Origin of the sequence: Pseudomonas putida (assembly GCF_028682475.1) — a bacterium.
Taxonomy (GTDB): Bacteria; Pseudomonadota; Gammaproteobacteria; order Pseudomonadales; family Pseudomonadaceae; genus Aquipseudomonas; species Aquipseudomonas putida_AG.
In genome coordinates this window covers 169349-188796 of sequence record NZ_JANHLE010000006.1, presented here as the reverse complement: position 1 = coordinate 188796, position 19448 = coordinate 169349, and the positions used below count along the sequence as shown (strand labels likewise).

Here is a 19448-nt window from a genome sequence, read left to right as displayed (position 1 = left end):
AGGCAGGCCTGTTTACCCCGGTAAAAAGGCATTTGCAAAAGTCCGTGTATTCCTTGAGAATATGCGGCCTTTCGGGCACCCGTGTGCCCGCTGTGCATTATGATTTGCAGCACCGACTACAGGAACGATGTTCAATGCTAACCATCCGTCTTGCCCGTGGTGGCTCTAAAAAGCGCCCATTCTACACCCTGACCGTGACCGACTCGCGTAACCCGGTTACCGGTTCGCACATCGAGCAGGTTGGTTTCTTCAACCCTATCGCTCGTGGTCAGGAAGTTCGTCTGTCCGTTAAAGAAGACCGCGTTGCTCACTGGCTGAGCGTTGGCGCACAGCCGTCCGAGCGCGTTGCTCAACTGCTGAAACAAGCTGCCAAGGCTGCTGCCTGAGCACGATGAGCGCGACGCCAGAAAAAGCTGATGACTTGATCGTTGTCGGCAAGATTTTTTCGGTTCACGGCGTTCGCGGCGAGGTGAAGGTCTTTTCCTTTACCGATCCGATTGAAAACCTGTTGGATTACCGTAACTGGACGCTTCGGCACGAAGGGAAGGTAAAACAGGTCGAGCTGGTCAGTGGCCGTTCCACTCAAAAGGATCTGGTCGCCAAGCTCAAAGGCCTCGACGATCGTGATGAAGCCCGTCTTCTGAGCGGTTATGAGATTTGCATCTCGCGAAGCCTTTTGCCCAACCTGCCTAGTGACGAGTACTACTGGTACCAGTTGGTAGGTCTGAAAGTCATCAACCAGGACGAACAGCTGTTCGGCAAGGTTGATCACCTGTTGGAGACCGGCGCGAACGATGTAATGGTGGTCAAGCCCTGCGCGGGCAGCCTGGATGATCGTGAACGCCTGTTGCCCTACACAGAGCAATGCGTGTTGAAGATCGACCTGGTTGCAGGCGAAATGAGGGTGGAATGGGACGCGGACTTCTAAGCAATGGCCAGCCTGCGCGTAGATGTCATTACGTTGTTCCCCGAGATGTTCTCGGCCATCAGTGAGTACGGCATTACCAGCCGCGCGGTGAAACAGGGGTTGTTGCAACTGACCTGCTGGAATCCGCGGGACTACACCACAGATCGTCACCATACGGTGGATGATCGGCCGTTTGGCGGTGGTCCGGGCATGGTGATGAAGATCAAGCCTCTGGAAGACGCCCTGGTACATGCCAGGCAGGCAACCGGAGAGGCGGCGAAGGTGATTTACCTGAGCCCGCAAGGCCGCAAGCTGACTCAGTCGGCGGTCAAAGACCTGGCGAAGCACGAGTCGTTGATTCTGATAGCCGGTCGTTATGAAGGCATTGACGAGCGTTTTATTGATGCTCATGTCGATGAAGAGTGGTCGATTGGCGACTATGTCCTGTCTGGTGGCGAGCTACCGGCGATGGTCCTGATTGATGCGGTTACGCGACTGCTGCCCGGAGCTTTAGGGCATGCGGACTCGGCGGAGGAAGATTCCTTCACCGATGGTCTGCTTGATTGCCCGCACTACACCCGACCGGAGGTGTATGCGGATCAGCGTGTTCCCGACGTGTTGCTTAGTGGCAACCATGCACACATCCGGCGATGGCGTTTACAGCAGTCCCTTGGGCGGACCTATGAACGACGCGCCGATCTTCTGGAAAGTCGCTCACTTTCTGGAGAAGAGAAGAAGCTGCTCGAGGAGTATCTCCGAGAGCGGGACGATAGTTAACGTATCGATGGTAGATCCGACGATTTACCTTAGGAGCACAGCATGACCAACAAAATCATTCAGCAGATCGAAGCTGAGCAGATGTCCAAAGAGATCCCGACCTTTGCCCCGGGCGACACCATCGTCGTTCAGGTGAAAGTGAAGGAAGGCGATCGTTCGCGTCTGCAGGCTTTCGAAGGCGTTGTAATCGCCAAGCGTAACCGTGGTCTGAACAGCGCTTTCACTGTTCGCAAAATCTCCAACGGTGTTGGTGTAGAGCGTACTTTCCAGACCTACAGCCCGCAAATCGACAGCCTGGCCGTGAAACGTCGTGGTGACGTGCGTAAAGCCAAGCTGTACTACCTGCGCGACCTGTCCGGTAAAGCCGCTCGCATCAAGGAAAAACTGTCCTGATGACAGTTTGACCGGCGGCTGCGGCCGCCATGCGAAAAAAGCAGCCTTCGGGCTGCTTTTTTGTTGTCTGCAATTTTGTCCCTGATGTGAAGTTTATGAGCCCCAGAGAGCAGGAAATCGAACGCCGCACCGAACTGTCGGTGACCCGTGTCACCAAAGCGGTGTTCCCGTCCACTACCAACCACCACAACACCCTGTTCGGCGGAACCGCCCTGGCCTGGATGGACGAAGTGTCGTTCATCGCCGCTACGCGGTTTTGCCGTTTGCCGCTGGTGACTGTGTCTACCGACCGGATCGACTTCAAGCATCCGATTGCCGCCGGTTCCATCGTTGAGCTGGTTGGCCGGGTGGCCACGGTCGGTAATACCAGCCTCAAGGTCGAGGTTGAGGTGTTTGTCGAAAGCATGAGCTGCGACAGCCGTGAGAAGGCCATTCATGGTCTGTTCAGTTTTGTCGCTATCGATGAAGACAAGCGGCCGGTGCCGGTGTTGCCTGGGTTCTGAATGACGTATCGCGGGGCAAGCCCGCTCCTACCGGTGAGGTGATGCCGGTAGGAGCGGGCTTGCCCCGCGATCAGCTCTGCTCCGGCTGAATCAGCGCCACCACCGTCCATCCCGCACCTGGTTTCAAGACGCTGTCCGGCCCGAACACATGCACCCAACCGCTGCCGTCCCGGGCAAACAGCAAGGTCGCCCGCTCGCCATGCAGGGCTTGATATTCCTCCCAGCCAAAGGTCTCGGTCAGGTGGGTGCTGTACAGCTCGGCGCCCTGATGCAGCTGGTTGGCCAGTTGCACGTAAGTCAGGGCCTGAGTGCCCAGGACATGCCCCCGATGTTCGTCACTGGCGCGATGCTTGTCACTGCGCCGCGCCTCCAGGCCGCTGGCCAGCACGAACAGTCGCGCGTGGCCAAAGTCGTGACGAAAGCGTGCGCAAGCCAGCGTGTTCAGCTCCCCTGAAGGTGAAAGCCCGAGCAAGTGGCCCAGGCCAACCAGGTCCAGGTGGGCGTCGGCATGCTGGGAGGCCGGGTTGCCAAAGTAGGTCGGCAGCCCTTCCATACGCGCGGTACGGATGTTTTCCCAGCTCGAATCGGTCAGCAGTACCCGGCAGTCGAGTTGCTGCAATGCCTTGGCGATGGCCCGGGCCGGTGGATTGGCACCGACGATCAGAAAGCCGCTGGGGGCCGGCTCGGCAACCTTGAGCAGACGGGCCAGCGGTCGCGCCGTAGCGCTTTGCAGTACCACGGTGCCGATGATTACCGCAAAGGTCAGCGGCACCAGCAGCAGGGCGCCTTGGTGACCAGCCTCATGCAGGCGAATGGCGAAGATCGCCGACACCGCTGCCGCGACAATCCCGCGCGGCGCAATCCAGCTCAGCAAGGCCCGTTCCCGCCAGTTCAACGACGAGCCCCAGGTCGACAGGGCGACGTTCAGCGGCCGGGCGATCAGCTGGATCACCAGCAACAGTGCCAGCACCGCAGGGCCAAGGCCGATCAGGGCATGCAGGTCCAGGCGGGCGGCGAGGAGGATGAACAGCCCGGAAATCAGCAGCACGCTGAGGTTCTCCTTGAAGTGCAGGATCTGCCGGACATCCACGCCTTTCATGTTGGCCAGCCACATGCCCATGATGGTCACCGCCAGCAAACCGGACTCGTGCATGACCTGGTTGGCGGCAATGAAAATGCCCAGCACCGCAGCCAGCGACGCCAGGTTGTGCAGGTACTCGGGCAACCATTGCTCGCGCATGACCTGCCCCAGTATCCAGCCGCCAGCGGCGCCGAAGGCACTGCCGCAGAGGATCACCCCGGCAAAGGTCAGCAGGCTCTGGCTCAGGCCATTGCCCGCCGCGCTGGCAATGATGAAGCTGTACACCACTACCGCCAGCAGGGCGCCAATCGGGTCGATGACAATGCCTTCCCAGCGCAGGATGTTGGCGATCGCCGATTTTGGCCGCACCACACGTAGCATCGGCACGATTACCGTAGGCCCGGTGACCAGGGTCAGGGTGCCGAACAAGGTTGCCAGCATCCAGTCGAAGCCGAGCAGCCAATGGGTCGCCAGGGTGATGATCAGCCAGGTCGACAGCGCGCCGACGGTGACCATACGCTGGACCACCGTACCGATCTCGCGCCATTGCGACAGGTGCAGGGTCAGGCTGCCCTCGAACAGAATCAGCGCCACCGCCAGCGACACCAGCGGCATCAGCAGTGGGCCGAACATCGCTTGCGGGTCAAGCCAGCCGAGCATCGGTCCGGCGAGAATGCCGCTGAGCAGGAGAAAGAGGATGGCCGGCAGTTTCAGGCGCCAGGCCAGCCACTGGCAGGCAAGTGCGGCGGCTCCAATGCCGCCGAAGGTCAGCAATATCTCTTGCTCGCTCATTCCAATTCCCTATGCCGTCCGTGTTGTGGAAGACTAGCGGCAATTTTTCGTTTTTGTCTTTTGCCTTCGAGTTGTCATGCCCGCACTAGAGCATCCCCTGATTGACCAGTTCCTCGATGCCCTGTGGCTGGAAAAAGGCCTGGCCGACAATACCCGCGAGTCCTACCGCAGTGATCTGGCGCTATTCAACGGCTGGCTTCAGGAGCACGGCGTGGCGTTGCCCGATGCCGGGCGCGAGCTGATTCTCGATCACCTGGCCTGGCGCCTGGATCAGGGCTACAAGCCGCGATCGACTGCGCGCTTTCTCTCTGGGGTGCGTGGCTTTTATCGCTACTTGTTGCGCGAAAAGCTGATCGGCGTCGACCCGACCTTGCAGGTCGATATGCCTCAGCTGGGACGGCCGCTGCCCAAATCCCTGTCGGAAGAAGATGTTGAGGCGCTGCTGCAGGCGCCGGACCTGGGCGAGCCGATCGGTCAGCGCGACCGGGCCATGCTCGAGGTTCTTTATGCCTGCGGTTTGCGTGTGACCGAGCTGGTCAGCCTGACCCTGGATCAGGTCAACCTGCGCCAGGGGGTGTTGCGCGTCATGGGTAAAGGCAGCAAGGAGCGCCTGGTGCCCATGGGCGAAGAGGCGGTGGTATGGATCGAGCGCTACCTGCGCGACGGACGCAACGAGTTGCTTGGCGGACGTCCCAGTGACGTGCTGTTTCCCAGCCTGCGCGGCGAGCAGATGACCCGGCAGACTTTCTGGCACCGGATCAAGCATCAGGCCCAGGTCGCCGGTATCAGCAAAAGCCTGTCGCCACACACCCTGCGCCATGCCTTCGCGACGCACTTGCTCAATCACGGTGCCGACCTGCGGGTGGTGCAGATGCTGTTGGGGCACAGCGACCTGTCGACCACGCAGATCTACACCCATGTCGCCCGGGCCCGTTTGCAGGAGTTGCACGCAAAGCATCACCCACGCGGCTGAGCACCCAGCGCTGGTATCGCCTGGGGGCGGTCTGGGCGGGCATGATGTGGTAGGCTTGGGCGGTTTGCATCGAGGGCCGTACGGCCGCCGCCCTTTCAGGACGTGCGTTGCTTGCCTGGCCCTTTGCCCGCCTTCAGGAGTTCCCATGCGCGTGACCCAGATTATCGCCACCGCCGCCCTGGCGCTGGTCAGCACTTTTGCCGCTGCCGCCGACAACGCCGAGCAGGCGATCCGCAAGACCCTGCAGTCGCTGGAAATCGGTGTGCCGGTCGAGAGCGTTGCCACAAGTCCGTTGAACGGTCTGTATGAAGTCAAGCTCGCGGGCGGTCGCGTTCTGTACGCCAGCGCCGATGGTCAATTCGTTGTGCAGGGTTATCTGTACCAGATCCAGGACGGCAAGCCGGTCAACCTGACGGAAAAAACCGAGCGTCAGGCCATCGCCAAGAGCATCAATGCTATTCCAGCCGCGGAGATGGTGGTTTATCCTGCCAAGGGCGAAACCAAATCGCACATCACTGTGTTTACCGACACGACCTGCCCGTACTGCCACAAGCTGCACGCCGAAGTTCCTGAGTTAAACCGCCGCGGTATCGAAGTGCGCTACGTTGCCTTCCCGCGCCAGGGCCTCGGCTCCCCGGGCGACGAACAACTGCAAGCTGTCTGGTGCTCCAGCGACCGCAAGGCCGCGCTGGACAAGATGATCGACGGCAAAGAAATCAAGGCTGCCAAGTGTGCCAACCCGGTCAGCAAGCAATTCCAGCTGGGCCAGTCGATTGGTGTCAACGGTACCCCGGCCATCGTCCTCGAGGACGGTCAGCTGATCCCGGGTTATCAACCGGCACCGCAGGTTGCCAAGCTGGCGTTGGCCGGCGGTAAATAATTAACAAGCGAGCCGTCACCATGGGGAGACGGCTGTTATCACGGACGGCTTCATGTCGTTCGTTCAATGGGGAGTTCACAGTGAAACCGGTCAAAGTAGGCATCTGTGGGTTGGGGACCGTCGGTGGCGGTACCTTCAATGTACTTCAGCGTAACGCCGAGGAAATCGCCCGCCGCGCCGGGCGTGGTATCGAAGTGGCACAGATTGCCATGCGTTCGCCAAACCCGAATTGCCAGATTACCGGTACCCCCATTACCGCTGATGTATTCGAGGTCGCAACGAACCCGGAAATCGACATTGTCATCGAACTGATCGGCGGCTACACCGTGGCCCGTGAGCTGGTGCTCAAGGCCATCGATAATGGTAAGCACGTGGTCACCGCCAACAAGGCGCTGATCGCTGTGCACGGCAACGAGATTTTCGCCAAGGCGCGCGAGAAGGGCGTGATTGTCGCCTTCGAAGCGGCCGTGGCAGGCGGTATTCCGGTGATCAAGGCGATCCGCGAAGGGTTGTCGGCCAACCGCATCAACTGGGTCGCCGGGATCATCAACGGTACCGGTAACTTCATCCTTACCGAAATGCGCGAGAAAGGCCGGGCGTTCCCGGACGTGCTGGCCGAAGCCCAGGCGCTGGGCTATGCCGAAGCCGATCCGACCTTCGACGTCGAAGGCATCGATGCGGCGCACAAGCTGACCATCCTGGCCTCCATCGCCTTTGGTATTCCGCTGCAGTTCGACAAGGCCTACACCGAAGGCATCACCCAGCTGACCACCGCCGATGTGAACTACGCCGAAGCCCTCGGCTACCGCATCAAGCACCTTGGCGTGGCACGCAGCACCGCCAACGGCATCGAGCTGCGCGTGCACCCGACGCTGATCCCGTCCGACCGCCTGATTGCCAACGTCAACGGCGTGATGAACGCGGTCATGGTCAACGGTGATGCTGCAGGTTCCACCTTGTTCTACGGCGCTGGCGCCGGCATGGAGCCTACCGCGTCGTCAGTGGTCGCCGACCTGGTCGACGTGGTCCGGGCGATGACTTCCGATCCGGAAAACCGCGTACCGCACCTGGCCTTCCAGCCCGATTCGCTGTCGGCGCATCCGATCCTGCCGATCGAAGCCTGCGAATCGGCCTACTACCTGCGTATCCAGGCCAAGGATCACCCGGGCGTGCTGGCCCAGGTGGCAAGCATCCTCTCGGAGCGCGGCATCAATATCGAATCGATCATGCAGAAGGAAGTCGAGGAACAGGACGGCCTGGTGCCAATGATCCTGCTCACCCACCGTGTGCTCGAACAACGCATGAACGACGCCATCACCGCCCTGGAAGCCTTGCAGGATGTGGTCGGCAGCGTGGTGCGTATCCGCGTCGAACAACTGAACTGAGCAGTCTTTGCGTTAGAGGATTAGGTCATGCGTTACATCAGTACCCGCGGCCAGGCACCGGCCCTGAATTTTGAAGACGTTCTGCTGGCCGGCCTGGCCAGCGATGGCGGCCTGTACGTGCCGGAAAACCTGCCGCGTTTCACCCAGGAAGAGATTGCTTCCTGGGCCGGCCTGCCGTACCACGAACTGGCCTTCCGGGTGATGCGCCCGTTCGTCACCGGCAGCATTGCCGATGCCGACTTCAAGAAGATTCTCGAAGAAACCTACGGCGAGTTCGCCCACGCCGCAGTCGCGCCGCTGCGTCAGCTGAACAGCAACGAATGGGTGCTGGAGCTGTTCCACGGCCCGACCCTGGCGTTCAAGGACTTCGCCCTGCAACTGCTCGGCCGTCTGCTGGACCATGTGCTGGCCAAGCGTGGCGAGCGCGTGGTAATCATCGGCGCCACCAGCGGTGACACCGGTTCTGCGGCGATCGAAGGCTGCCGTCGTTGCGACAACGTCGACATCTTCATCCTGCACCCGCACCAGCGCGTTTCGGAAGTGCAGCGCCGGCAGATGACGACCATCTTCGGCGAGAACATCCACAACATCGCCATCGAAGGCAACTTCGACGACTGCCAGGAAATGGTCAAGGCCAGCTTCGCAGACCAGGGTTTCCTCAAGGGTACGCGCCTGGTGGCGGTCAACTCGATCAACTGGGCGCGGATCATGGCCCAGATCGTCTACTACTTCCACGCTGCCCTGCAGCTGGGTGGCCCGGCGCGTTCGGTGGCGTTCTCGGTTCCGACCGGCAACTTCGGCGACATCTTCGCCGGTTACCTGGCGCGCAACATGGGCCTGCCGATCAGCCAGCTGATCGTCGCCACCAACCGCAACGACATCCTGCACCGCTTCATGAGCGGCAACCAGTACGTCAAGGAAACCCTGCACGCGACCCTGTCGCCGTCGATGGACATCATGGTCTCGTCCAACTTCGAGCGCCTGTTGTTCGACCTGCACGGTCGCAACGGCGCGGCCATCGCCGGCTTGATGGACAACTTCAAGCAGGGCGGTGGTTTCAGCGTCGAGCAGGATCGCTGGACCGAAGCGCGCAAGCTCTTCGATTCGCTGGCGGTGGATGATGCGCAAACCTGCGAGACTATCGCTGAAGTCTTCGCCCAGACCGGTGAAGTGCTGGATCCGCACACCGCGATTGGCGTCAAGGCCGCTCGCGAGTGCCGCCGCAGCCTGGACACGCCGATGGTGGTGTTGGGTACCGCGCACCCGGTCAAGTTCCCGGAAGCGGTGGAGAAGGCGGGTGTCGGCAAGGCCCTTGAGCTGCCAGCGCACCTGAGCGATCTGTTCGAACGCGAAGAACGATGCACAGTTCTGGCCAATGATCTGAAGGCGGTACAGGCCTTCGTCAGTCAGCACGGCAACCGCGGCAAGCCGCTCTGACCGATCATCCGGTAGACAAAAAAAGCCCGTCTTTGACGGGCTTTTCGTTTCTCGGCTGGCCACTGCCAGGCGCACCGATGGAGTACCCATGAGCAAACGACACCACCGATCAGCGGGGTTCATGCTGGTCTGCCTGTTGTGGCTTTTTGCGGGTAGCTGGACGCAGGCCGCGCAGTTGCCCTTCACCCTGGTACCACCGTTCATCGACCTTGAGCCGATGCCGCTGAGTCAGACGCAGCAACAATGGCTCGGCCCTTCACGGGTATTACGGGTAGGCATTTCCTTTGCCGATTATGAGCCGGTCGATATCACCATCGACCGTAACCGTTACCTGGGCATCAGCGCCGACTACCTGAGCCTGGTTGCTCGCCGCCTGGGTGTCCGGACCCAGATTCGGGCGTTCGCCAAACGCGAGGAAGCCATCGAGGCGCTGCATCAGGGCGAGATCGATGTGCTCACCAGCGCCAATGGATTCGAGCGCAGTGTGCCAGGCCTGGTGTTTACCGAGGACTACATCCCAGACCGTTCCATGGTGGTGGTGCGTGGCGGCGCATCGGTCCCGCACGAATCACTGGCCGGGAAGAGCATTGTACTGCTCGACGGCTATGCCGATACCCAGGTAGTGCAACGGGCCTACCCCGAGAGCCAGGTGATCCTGGCACCCAACCTCAGTAGTGCGCTGGAAGCCCTCAATCAGGGCGAGGTCGATGCGTTCATCGGCAACGAAATCATCATCCGCGCCTACAACACCCTGCGTCCTTATCTGGGATTGCAGGTTGTCGGTCCCAGCGCTCTGCCGCCAATAGGCTTCGCCTTTGCCATGCGCGGCCAGGACCGGCCACTGCAGGAAATGTTCGACCGGGCCCTGGTCAGTCTCGACGATTCAGTACGTCGTGAAATTCTGCGCCGCTGGACTTCCGGGCTCGGTTCGGATGTGGATCATCACCGGGTTGCCCTGACCGCGCAGGAGCGCCAGTGGATTGCCCGCCATCCGACGGTGACTGTCGTCGGCAGCCAATACCCGCCGTACCTGTTTCTCAACCGCCAGGGTGACTGGGTCGGCCTCAACAGCGATGTGCTGGCAACGATTGCCCAGTTGACCGGGTTGCAGTTTGTTTACACCCCCTCTACATCGATCGCCCAGAGTCTGGCGCTGCTCAAAAGCGGCCAGGCTGACATGAGTACTACCCTGAGCGACTCACCGGAGCGTCGGGAGTTCCTCTCCTTCACCCATTCCTTTGGCGGGCAGAGCTGGGTGTTCATTGTTCGCCAGGCCCAGCTGGGCCTGGCCTCTCTGGATGAGTTGCGGGGGAAGACGCTGGCATTACCTGCCCAGCATGTGCTGGAGGCCAGTATTCGCCAGTCCCATCCTGATATCCGCCTGTTGTTGGTGGACTCGCTGGAGGGAGCGCGAGAAATGGTGCGCAGCGGCGAGGCGTTGGCGACCATCGACAGTGAGGTCGGCGCCTATGGCGTGCTGAACAATGATCCAACTCTCAAGGTTGGACGGAGTGTCGAAGGCATGTGGGCGGCCGATCTGTTCTCTGTGCGACGCACTGCACCGGAGCTTGAGAGCATTCTGAACAAGGCCCTGGAGGCCTTTCCGGTCGCCGAGTTTCGTGCTTTACGGATGAGATGGCTGGGCGCGCAGTCACCGCCGGCACCGGCCTGGCAACGCATCGCCCCCTGGGTTTACTGGGCCGTGGCCGGTGCGGTGTTGTTCGGCCTGGTTTCGCTGGTCTGGAGTAGTCGCTTGCGTGCGCAGATCCGCAAGCGCGAGAAGGCCGAAGAGGCCCTTAACGATCAATTGGCCTTCAAGCGCGCATTGCTCGACGGTATCCCCAATCCGATCTATGTACGTGACCTGGAAGGGCGCCTGATCACCTGCAACAAAAGCTACGAGCAGGCGTTTTCGTTGTGTCTGGAGGATGTCAAAGGGCAGCGCTTGACGGATATCGCCATGATTCCGCCTGAGCTGGCAACGCAACTGCACGCTGATTATGTGAGCCTCTTGCAAGACCCGAAGCCGTTGTTCGTCGACCGTCGCATCGAGTTCGAAGGGCAGTGCACGGATGCGTACCAGTGGACTGTGCCGTTCTACCGCGCTGACGGGCAATTGCAAGGGCTGCTCGGTGGCTGGATCGACATCACCGAACGCAAACGCCTGGAAGCTGATCTGGTGGAAGCGCGTGAGCAGGCGGAGCAGGCCAACCAGGCCAAAAGCACTTTTCTGGCGACGATGAGCCACGAGATTCGCACGCCTATCGCGGTGATTATCGGCTTGTTGGAGCTGGAGCGGGAAACCGTGCTGGCGCAAGGCAAGGCGCCGTCGGCCGGACTGGAGACCGCGCACCGCTCGGCCAATGAGTTGATTGCCTTGATCGGTGACAGCCTGGATCTGGCCAGGATCGAGGCCGGTAGCCTGCAGCTGGCGCCCGAGGCCACAGCACTGATGCCTTTTGTCGAAGGCATTGTCAGCCAGTTCCGTAACCAGGCCCTGGCCCAGGGATTGGACTTGCGATTGCAGGTCGCAGAGGACGCGCAAGGGCTTTACTGGTTTGATCCATTACGACTGCGCCAGGTGCTGGTCAACTTGCTGGGCAACGCGCTCAAGTTCACTCATTTGGGACAGGTCAGCGTTGAGGTCAGCCGAACCGGGCAGGAATCGCCATCGGGTGTCGGTTTGCTGCTATGCGTGCGCGATACGGGCATTGGAATCAGCGAACAACAACAGGCGGAGCTGTTCACGCCGTTCACTCAGGCCTGCGCGCGCTCGGCTTCCGAGTATGGCGGATCTGGCCTGGGCCTGAGTATCTGTCGGCAACTGATAGAGCTGATGGGCGGCACCATCGACCTGCAAAGTGTGCCGGGCCACGGCACCGAGATACGCGTGGCACTCACCTTGGAACCGGTCACCCAGGTGCCGGATCAAGCAGTGACCGTGGCCGCGCTTCGCCAGGTCGGCCCGGCCCGGCGCATTCTGGTGGTTGATGACTTGTCCGCCAGTCGCATGGTGCTTAGCCAGCAACTGACGTTTCTCGGGCATCAGGTGGTGGCAGTGGACAGTGCCCAGGCTGCATTGGACGCCTGGCAGGCCGAGCGCTTTGATTTGCTGATCACCGACTGCAACATGCCGGTGATGAGTGGCTACGCCCTGGCCCGCAGTATCCGTCGCCTGGAGCGCCTGCACCTGCGCGCGGAAATTGCCATCGTTGGTTGTACGGCCAATGCCATGAAAGAAGAGCGGGATCGTTGCCTGGCGGCGGGGATGGACGCGTTGCTGGTCAAACCGGTTTCCCTTGACCGTCTAGTTGCAGTCATCGAGGCGCACGCACCGCTGTTCAGCTTCAGGATGCAGGCACTGCAGCAGATGACCCAGGCCAACCCCCAGGTAATGCGGCGCATGCTGGAGGAACTGTACAAGAACCTCGGCGAGGAGCAGGTCTTGCTCAGGGACGCGGTAGCGAAGCAGGCGCTGGAGGCTGTCCGCGCGTCCTTGCACCGCCTTGAAGGCGTTGCCTGTCTGATCGATGCCTTGCCATTGGCACAGGCGTGTGCGGCATTGGCGCGGGTATGTCGTGAACCGCTACCCAATGCGCTTGAGGCCGTCTGGGCCGCTCTGGAGCAGGTGATGGTGCATCTCCAGGTGGACATCGACAGGGAGTTGGAGACATTTCCGCAGGATCTTTAGGACTTGTCCGATAGGTTGCAGGGACGTATTTGCCTAGAGTAGCGCCCGTGCTGTCGCACATGACTGCAACTGCGGGGTAATGCTCATGCACTCACTCAAGGTTCTGATTCTCGAGGACCATCCCTTTCAACTGATGGCATTGCATCAAATGCTCAACGCCAATGGCGTGTTTGATGTACTGACCGCCGATTCTGTTGAGGCGGCCTGTCAGACCCTGTCGCGACGCGGCCGGGTCGATATTGCCATTTGTGACTTACAGATGGACGGTGCGGACGGACTGGCATTGATTCGTCACCTGGCCGAGCATCAATTGGCGGCAGCCTTGGTGATCCTCAGCGGGGCCGAGCCCTGTGTGATCGACAGCGTGGGTGCGCTGGCCCGGAACCTGGGGCTGAACGTGCTGGGCTGTATCGAGAAACCAGCCACCAGCCTGGTCCTGCATCAGTTGCTGCGCCGTTACCTGGAACAAGACCCTGCTGAACTGCCGGCTGCCGGGCCGCCGCAGTATCCTCAATTGCTCAGTCTGACAGCGGCAGAGCTGGCCGCCAGCCAGGACCAGTGGGTGGCGCACTATCAACCCAAGGTCTGTTTTGACGGCAAGCTGGTGGGGGTTGAAGCGCTGGTGCGCTGGCAGCATCCCGATCTGGGAATTCTGTCGCCGGCGCAGTTTTTTCCGCTCATCGAAGGCGCCGACCTGTTTGATGTGCTGAGTTGGCGCGTGCTTGACCAGGCCCTGGCATTCAGTGCGCAGTTCCAGTCGCGCACAGGAAAAGTGTTGCCAGTAGCGGTGAACATCGCCCCGTATCTACTCCAGCGCGATGACTTCCACGATCAGGTCAAAGCGGCACTGGAGCGCCATGCTGTTGCGGCCAGCGCCTTGACCCTGGAAATTGTCGAGACCGCTGGCAATACCCTGAACAACCAGCAACTCCAAGGCCTGCTGCATTTGCGCATTCTCGGATGCCAGTTGTCCATCGACGATTTCGGCATGGGGGTTTCCAACGTGCAGCGCTTGCTGGAACTGCCGTTCAGCGAGTTGAAACTACCCAGCGAGTTTGTCCGCGGCATGGCCCATGATGGCCGCAAAGCTGCCGTGGTGGCGGGAGCCATGATGATGGCACAACGCATGAGCCTGAACGTGGTGGTCGAAGGGGTGGAGACAGCTGACGATCTGCTGGCAATCAAGGATCTCGGGCATCCGGTCATGCAGGGCTATTTCATCGCCCGGCCAATGCCGGGGGCCGAACTGATCGACTGGATCGGCGCGCGCAACAGTGCAGGCTGCACGCAACGGGCTTATGCCTGACCCATCACTCAGGTCAGGCCGTGTTCCTGCAGGTAGAGATAGAGCGCGGCATCATTGGCCACTCCCAGTTTGCGCATGGCACTGGTTTTCTGGGTGCTGACCGTCTTTTTGCTGCGGTTGAGCAACGTTGCGATCTGGCTCACCGTGTGGCCGACGGCGAGCAGGCGGGTAACCTCAAGTTCCTTGGGGGAGAGGGGGTCCTGTACACCAATCTGGTCTTCGCGTACCGCGCCGTCCTGTAGCAACAGGTGCTCAACCGAGGCTGCCAGGTAGGGTTTGCCTTGTGACAGGCGACTGATTGCCTGGGGTAGCTCATCAGCCAGGCTGCCTTTGCTCAGCAAGCCGTTTATACCGAGGGCGAGCATTGCCCGGAACAGTCCGGCGTTGTTGAGCATGGTCACGACCAGGATCGGCAGTTGCGGGAAGTGCCGGCGAATCTGCTCCAGCAGTTTCAGGCCATCGTTCTGCTGCCCGACCGGCATCATGAAATCAGTCACCAGCACATCACATTCCAGTCCTTGCAGATGAGTCAGCAGTTCATTCGGGCTACCGGCTTGTGCAACTACCGCCACGCCCGGTATCTGCTCGAGGACGGCCTGCAAGCCGATACGAAAGATCGGATGATCGTCAGCCAGGACGATGCGCAATGGCGGCAAGGGGGAAGTACTCAAAACAGGCTCCGGTTGTCCAGCGTCAGGGGTTCTAATCGCCTGTTCAAGGTCGGTCAAGAAAAAACTGTCGGCTGTCCTGCAGATAGAGTTCACGCAAGTGCGGATCCAGCCACTGCGAATACAGGTGTGGCAGGGTATCGCGGCGCAAGGATTTGAGCAGTTGATCGATATGGCCGATGGCCTCGCGTCCCAGTGGTGTGTCGGCACAGCCGACGTGGATGAACTGGTAGCGTGCCACGCCCTGGATTGGGTAGAACCGGTAGTCGTCCGTTGTCCATCCTTGCTGCTGGATCAGGTAGCGGGCCTCCGGCCAGTAGCCGAGCAGCAGCTGCAAACGCTGGCGTTTTTGCATCTGCAGCAGGTTGCTGACAGCATCATTGCCATAGTGACGGCTGAGCGTCTCGTCCGACAGGGTCTTGAGCAAGGCATCGACCGGCGGGCTGTAGCTGCGTTCGGCAACGACGCCCAGTTTCAGCGATGTGCTGGTGAGCAATGTACGCAGGTCGATTTCCTGGTTTCTCAGGTAAGGCGTCAGTAACGCCTGGTCTTGTTGGCGAACCACCAGACCGCTGCTGAGTATGCCCAGGCTCGGTTGTGAGAAGTGCACATAGCGGGCACGTTCGGGCGTCCACAGCAGGGTGGGATCGCACGTCAGGCGGCCCTCTTGCAACATCTGATTGCCACGTGCGCGGTTGACCCGCATGACGCTGTGGTCGTATTCAGGCATTTTCTCGATCAGCATGGGCAGCAACTGATCGACGACACCCTGGCCTTTGCCGGTTCCTTCGAAGACGGTCAACGGTGGCAGGTCGCGCAGCACCCAAAGCAATCGCTCCTTGGCCGAGACAACTCCGGGCATGCTCGCACCCAACAGGGTGCACAGCATCAAGGCCAGCAGCGTGCGGCAGCGCGGGCGCCTGCGTTTGGTCATGTACGAGTCTCCACCGTCGGGCCGGTAACAGGGTCAGAGGCGATGCTTCACACCGCGCCCTGCGTGCGCAGGCGGGCAATGGCCGCTGCGTCGTAGCCCAGCTCACCCAGCAGTTGTTCGGTATGCGCGCCCAGTTCAGGGCCGACCCATTCGCTGGAACCGGGCGTTTCCGATAACTTCGGCACGATCCCGGGCATCTTGAACGGCTTGCCGTCGGGGAGTTTGGCCTGGAGGAACATTTCGCGGGCCAGAAACTGTGGATCGCTGAACATGTCTTCAGCGCTGAAGATACGGCTGGCCGGGACCTGGGCATCGTTGAGCACCTGCATCAGCGCATCCAGCGGCACGCTACGGGCCCAGCGGTCGATGACCGCATACAGCTCGTCGCGGCGCAGATCGCGGCCATCGTTACTGGCAAGCGCTGGATCATCGGCCAGGTCCTGGCGACCGATGGCCTGCATGAAGCGCTTGAAGATCGCATCGCCGTTGGCACCGATCTGCACATGCTTGCCGTCGGCGCTGGTGTGAATCGACGAAGGGGTGATGCCGGGCATGATGTTGCCGGTACGCTCACGGATAAAACCGAATACGTCGAACTCGGGCACCATGCTTTCCATCATCGCGAAAATCGCCTCGTACAAGGCAACATCCACTACTTGGCCCGCACCGCCATTGACCTCGCGATGACGCAAAGCCATCAAGGCGCCGATCACCCCCCAGAGCGCGGCAATCGAGTCGCCGATGGAAATGCCGGTGCGTACCGGTGGGCGGTCCTCGAAACCGGTGATGTAGCGCAGGCCGCCCATCGATTCCCCGACCGCGCCAAAGCCCGGCTGATCTTTCATCGGCCCGGTCTGGCCGAATCCGGACAGGCGCACCATGACCAGCTTCGGGTTCAGGCTGTGCAAGGTGTCCCAGCCCAGGCCGAGTTTTTCCAGCACACCTGGACGGAAGTTCTCGATCAGAATGTCGGCATCGGCCAGCAGCTTTTTCAGGATCTCGATGCCTTCGGCATGCTTGAGGTTGAGGGTCAGCGACTGTTTGTTGCGGGCCTGGACGAACCACCACAGCGAAGTGCCCTCGTACAGCTTGCGCCATTTGCGCAGCGGGTCGCCGCCATCGGGCGATTCGACCTTGATCACCTGGGCACCGAATTCGGCGCAGATGCGCGAGGCAAACGGGCCGGCGATCAAGGTGCCGAGTTCGATGACTTTGAGGCCGGCGAGGGGTTTGCTGGGCGTAGGCATGAGGCGTCCGTGGCAGCTGGTCTGAGCCCCCGTTTTTATCATAGCTGAGCGCGCCCAGATACTGCCGCGGCGCAAGGAACATACGGATCGGTTAGACTGGGCGACTTTCCTTGCCGCAAGAAGCCCGTCCATGGCCCAGCCTTCCACCACCTACAAGTTTGAACTGAACCTCACCGACCTCGACCGCGGCGTGTACGAAAGCGTCAAGCAGACTATTGCTCGTCACCCGTCGGAAACCGAGGAGCGCATGGCCGTACGGCTGCTGGCCTACGCCCTGTGGTACAACGAGCAACTGAGCTTCGGTCGGGGTCTGTCGGATGTGGACGAAGCCGCGCTGTGGGAAAAAAGCCTGGACGACCGTATCCTGCACTGGATTGAAGTGGGGCAACCGGATGCCGAACGCCTGACCTGGTGTTCACGCCGCACCGAGCGCACCAGCCTGCTGGCCTATGGCAGCCTGCGCGTATGGGAGAACAAGGTTATTCCGGCGGTCAAGAACCTCAAGAACCTGAACATCGCTGCTGTACCGCAAGAGGTGCTGGAAACCCTGGCCACCGACATGCCGCGTGCAATCAAGTGGGACGTGATGATCAGCGAAGGCACGATCTTCGTCACTGATGACCGTGGTCAGCATGAAGTCCAGCTGCAGTGGCTGCTGGGCGAGCGCGGCTGACTGTATGCGTATCGAACCACGTCCCCTGCCGGACACCTTGCCGTTCCTTGGCGACCTGCCGCCACTGCTGACCCGGCTGTACGCCGCTCGCGGCGTGCACAGCGCCGCGGAACTGGACAAAAGCCTGGCACGCCTGTTGCCTTACCAGCAGCTCAAAGGTATCGACGCGGCGGTAGACCTGCTGGTCGAGGCCCTGGCTCAGCGCCAGCGCATCCTGATCGTCGGCGACTTCGATGCCGATGGTGCGACTGCCAGCACGGTAGGGGTGTTGGGGCTACGTTTGCTGGGTGCCGCCCATGTCGATTACCTGGTGCCCAATCGCTTCGAATATGGTTACGGCCTGACCCCGGAGATCGTCCAGGTCGCCCTGGAGCGTCAGCCGCAACTGCTGATTACCGTGGACAACGGTATCTCCAGCGTCGAAGGCGTAGCGGCGGCCAAGGCGGCCGGTTTGAAAGTGCTGGTCACCGATCACCACTTGCCAGGCCATGAACTGCCGGCAGCCGATGCCATCGTCAACCCCAACCAGCCTGGCTGCGAGTTCCCGAGCAAGGCGCTGGCCGGGGTCGGGGTGATCTTCTATGTGCTGATGGCCTTGCGCGCACGCTTGCGCAGCCTCGGACACTACGACAACGCACCCCAACCGAATATCGGCGAACTGCTCGATCTGGTCGCCCTGGGCAGCGTTGCTGACGTGGTGCCACTAGATGCCAATAACCGCATCCTGGTGCATCAAGGCCTCGAGCGGATCAGGGCAGGGCGGGCGCGGCCCGGGCTCAAGGCCATCCTTGAGGTGGCGCGGCGTGATCATGTGCGTATCACCTCCACGGACCTCGGCTTCATCCTCGGCCCACGCCTGAACGCCGCCGGTCGTCTGGACGACATGAGCCTGGGCATCGAGTGCCTGCTCAGTGACGACCCGAACCTGGCGCGGGAAATGGCTGGGCAACTGGATGAGCTGAACCAGGATCGCAAGTCGATCGAACAGGGCATGCAGCGTGAAGCACTGGCCCAGCTCAAGGACCTGCCTCTGGAATCGATGCCGTTCGGTCTGTGCCTGTTCGAGCCGGACTGGCACCAGGGCGTGATCGGTATCCTCGCCTCGCGGCTCAAGGAGCGTTACCACCGGCCGACCATCGCCTTTGCCGATGCCGGCGAAGGCATGCTCAAGGGCTCGGCCCGTTCGGTGCCAGGCTTTCATATCCGCGATGCCCTGGACGCGGTGGCAGCACAGCATCCGCAGCTGATCAGCAAGTTCGGTGGCCATGCCATGGCGGCCGGGCTGTCCTTGCCGGCCGATAACTTCCCGGCGTTTGCCCAGGCCTTCGATGAAGAAGTGCGCAGGCAGTTGTGCGAAGACGACTTGACCGGTCGCCTGCTGTCCGATGGCAGTCTGGCGGTCGAAGAGTTTCACCTGGAACTGGCGCGCGCCTTGCGTCACGCCGGGCCGTGGGGCCAGCACTTCCCCGAACCGCTGTTCCATGGAGTGTTTCAGTTGGTCGAGCAACGGGTAGTGGGCGAGCGGCACCTGAAAGTGGTGCTCAAGAGCGAGTGCGGTTCGGTCAAGCTCGATGGCATCGCCTTTGGTGTCGATCGCGAAATCTGGCCCAACCCGACGGTGCGTTGGGTCGAACTGGCGTACAAGCTCGACGTCAACGAGTTCCGTGGCCAGGAAAGCGTGCAGTTGATGATCGCGCATATCGAGCCGCGCTGAACTCAAGGGGCAAAGTGGTCTAGGCTCAGAATGATTGGTTGAAGAACCTGCGGGGAAGATTCTGTGGTCGGCCGGTCAACCAACTGG

At 61.0% G+C, this 19448-nt stretch carries 17 protein-coding genes; 13 read left to right on the top strand and 4 right to left on the bottom strand.

The features are described from left to right. Positions 1–134: 134 nt before the first annotated feature. The 5 genes from rpsP (at position 135) to NPS47_RS07790 (ending at position 2580) form a co-directional block, all read left to right on the top strand. On the top strand, positions 135–386 hold the full coding sequence (gene rpsP, locus NPS47_RS07810; RefSeq protein WP_038614163.1) for a 30S ribosomal protein S16: 252 nt from the start codon (positions 135–137) through the stop codon (positions 384–386). Between the two features lie 5 nt (positions 387–391). Then, complete coding sequence (gene rimM, locus NPS47_RS07805; RefSeq protein WP_038614161.1) at positions 392–928, top strand: ribosome maturation factor RimM; 537 nt, start codon at positions 392–394, stop codon at positions 926–928. Between the two features lie 3 nt (positions 929–931). Next, on the top strand, positions 932–1684 hold the full coding sequence (gene trmD / locus NPS47_RS07800; RefSeq protein ID WP_274294407.1) for a tRNA (guanosine(37)-N1)-methyltransferase TrmD: 753 nt from the start codon (positions 932–934) through the stop codon (positions 1682–1684). Positions 1685–1726: 42 nt separating this feature from the next. Continuing rightward, complete coding sequence (gene rplS, locus NPS47_RS07795) at positions 1727–2077, top strand: 50S ribosomal protein L19 (protein ID WP_010220244.1); 351 nt, start codon at positions 1727–1729, stop codon at positions 2075–2077. Positions 2078–2172: 95 nt separating this feature from the next. Further along, complete coding sequence (locus NPS47_RS07790; protein ID WP_010220243.1) at positions 2173–2580, top strand: acyl-CoA thioesterase; 408 nt, start codon at positions 2173–2175, stop codon at positions 2578–2580. Between the two features lie 70 nt (positions 2581–2650). Here NPS47_RS07790 and NPS47_RS07785 read toward each other — a convergent pair whose 3' ends face one another. Then, complete coding sequence (locus NPS47_RS07785) at positions 2651–4453, bottom strand: cation:proton antiporter (protein WP_274294406.1); 1803 nt, start codon at positions 4451–4453, stop codon at positions 2651–2653. A gap of 76 nt (positions 4454–4529) precedes the next feature. Between NPS47_RS07785 and xerD the strand changes: the two genes are divergently transcribed. The 6 genes from xerD to NPS47_RS07755 all read left to right on the top strand — a co-directional run bounded on the left by xerD (position 4530) and on the right by NPS47_RS07755 (position 14125). Beyond that, positions 4530–5426: a site-specific tyrosine recombinase XerD gene (xerD, locus tag NPS47_RS07780; protein ID WP_274294405.1), complete on the top strand. Its 897-nt coding sequence runs from the start codon at positions 4530–4532 to the stop codon at positions 5424–5426. Between the two features lie 145 nt (positions 5427–5571). Then, complete coding sequence (dsbC, locus tag NPS47_RS07775; RefSeq protein WP_274294404.1) at positions 5572–6306, top strand: bifunctional protein-disulfide isomerase/oxidoreductase DsbC; 735 nt, start codon at positions 5572–5574, stop codon at positions 6304–6306. 80 nt (positions 6307–6386) lie between these two features. Then, the gene (locus NPS47_RS07770) at positions 6387–7691 is read left to right on the top strand and encodes a homoserine dehydrogenase (RefSeq protein WP_274294403.1); all 1305 of its coding nucleotides are present in this window, start codon (positions 6387–6389) and stop codon (positions 7689–7691) included. A gap of 27 nt (positions 7692–7718) precedes the next feature. After that, positions 7719–9128, top strand: coding sequence for a threonine synthase (gene thrC, locus NPS47_RS07765; protein WP_157193841.1), 1410 nt, complete (start codon positions 7719–7721; stop codon positions 9126–9128). An 88-nt stretch (positions 9129–9216) separates the two neighbouring features. Beyond that, complete coding sequence (locus NPS47_RS07760) at positions 9217–12819, top strand: ATP-binding protein (RefSeq protein ID WP_274294402.1); 3603 nt, start codon at positions 9217–9219, stop codon at positions 12817–12819. Positions 12820–12904: 85 nt separating this feature from the next. Further along, positions 12905–14125, top strand: a complete 1221-nt coding sequence (locus tag NPS47_RS07755) for an EAL domain-containing response regulator (protein ID WP_274294401.1) — start codon at positions 12905–12907, stop codon at positions 14123–14125. 8 nt (positions 14126–14133) lie between these two features. Here the strand turns inward: NPS47_RS07755 and NPS47_RS07750 are convergent, their stop codons facing one another. The 3 genes from NPS47_RS07750 to NPS47_RS07740 are packed head-to-tail and all read right to left on the bottom strand — an operon-like array spanning position 14134 to position 16974. Beyond that, positions 14134–14796, bottom strand: a complete 663-nt coding sequence (locus NPS47_RS07750) for a response regulator transcription factor (protein ID WP_274294400.1) — start codon at positions 14794–14796, stop codon at positions 14134–14136. Between the two features lie 43 nt (positions 14797–14839). Next, positions 14840–15727 (bottom strand): TIGR02285 family protein, encoded by an 888-nt coding sequence (locus NPS47_RS07745; RefSeq protein ID WP_274294399.1) that lies wholly within the window; start codon positions 15725–15727, stop codon positions 14840–14842. 47 nt (positions 15728–15774) lie between these two features. Beyond that, complete coding sequence (locus NPS47_RS07740; protein ID WP_274294398.1) at positions 15775–16974, bottom strand: CaiB/BaiF CoA transferase family protein; 1200 nt, start codon at positions 16972–16974, stop codon at positions 15775–15777. A gap of 130 nt (positions 16975–17104) precedes the next feature. Here NPS47_RS07740 and NPS47_RS07735 point away from each other — a divergent pair, with 130 nt between their 5' ends. Together NPS47_RS07735 and recJ are read left to right on the top strand one after the other, a co-directional pair. Further along, positions 17105–17647, top strand: a complete 543-nt coding sequence (locus tag NPS47_RS07735; protein WP_274294397.1) for a YaeQ family protein — start codon at positions 17105–17107, stop codon at positions 17645–17647. 4 nt (positions 17648–17651) lie between these two features. Then, the gene (gene recJ, locus NPS47_RS07730; protein WP_274294396.1) at positions 17652–19361 is read left to right on the top strand and encodes a single-stranded-DNA-specific exonuclease RecJ; all 1710 of its coding nucleotides are present in this window, start codon (positions 17652–17654) and stop codon (positions 19359–19361) included. Positions 19362–19448 lie beyond the last annotated feature (87 nt).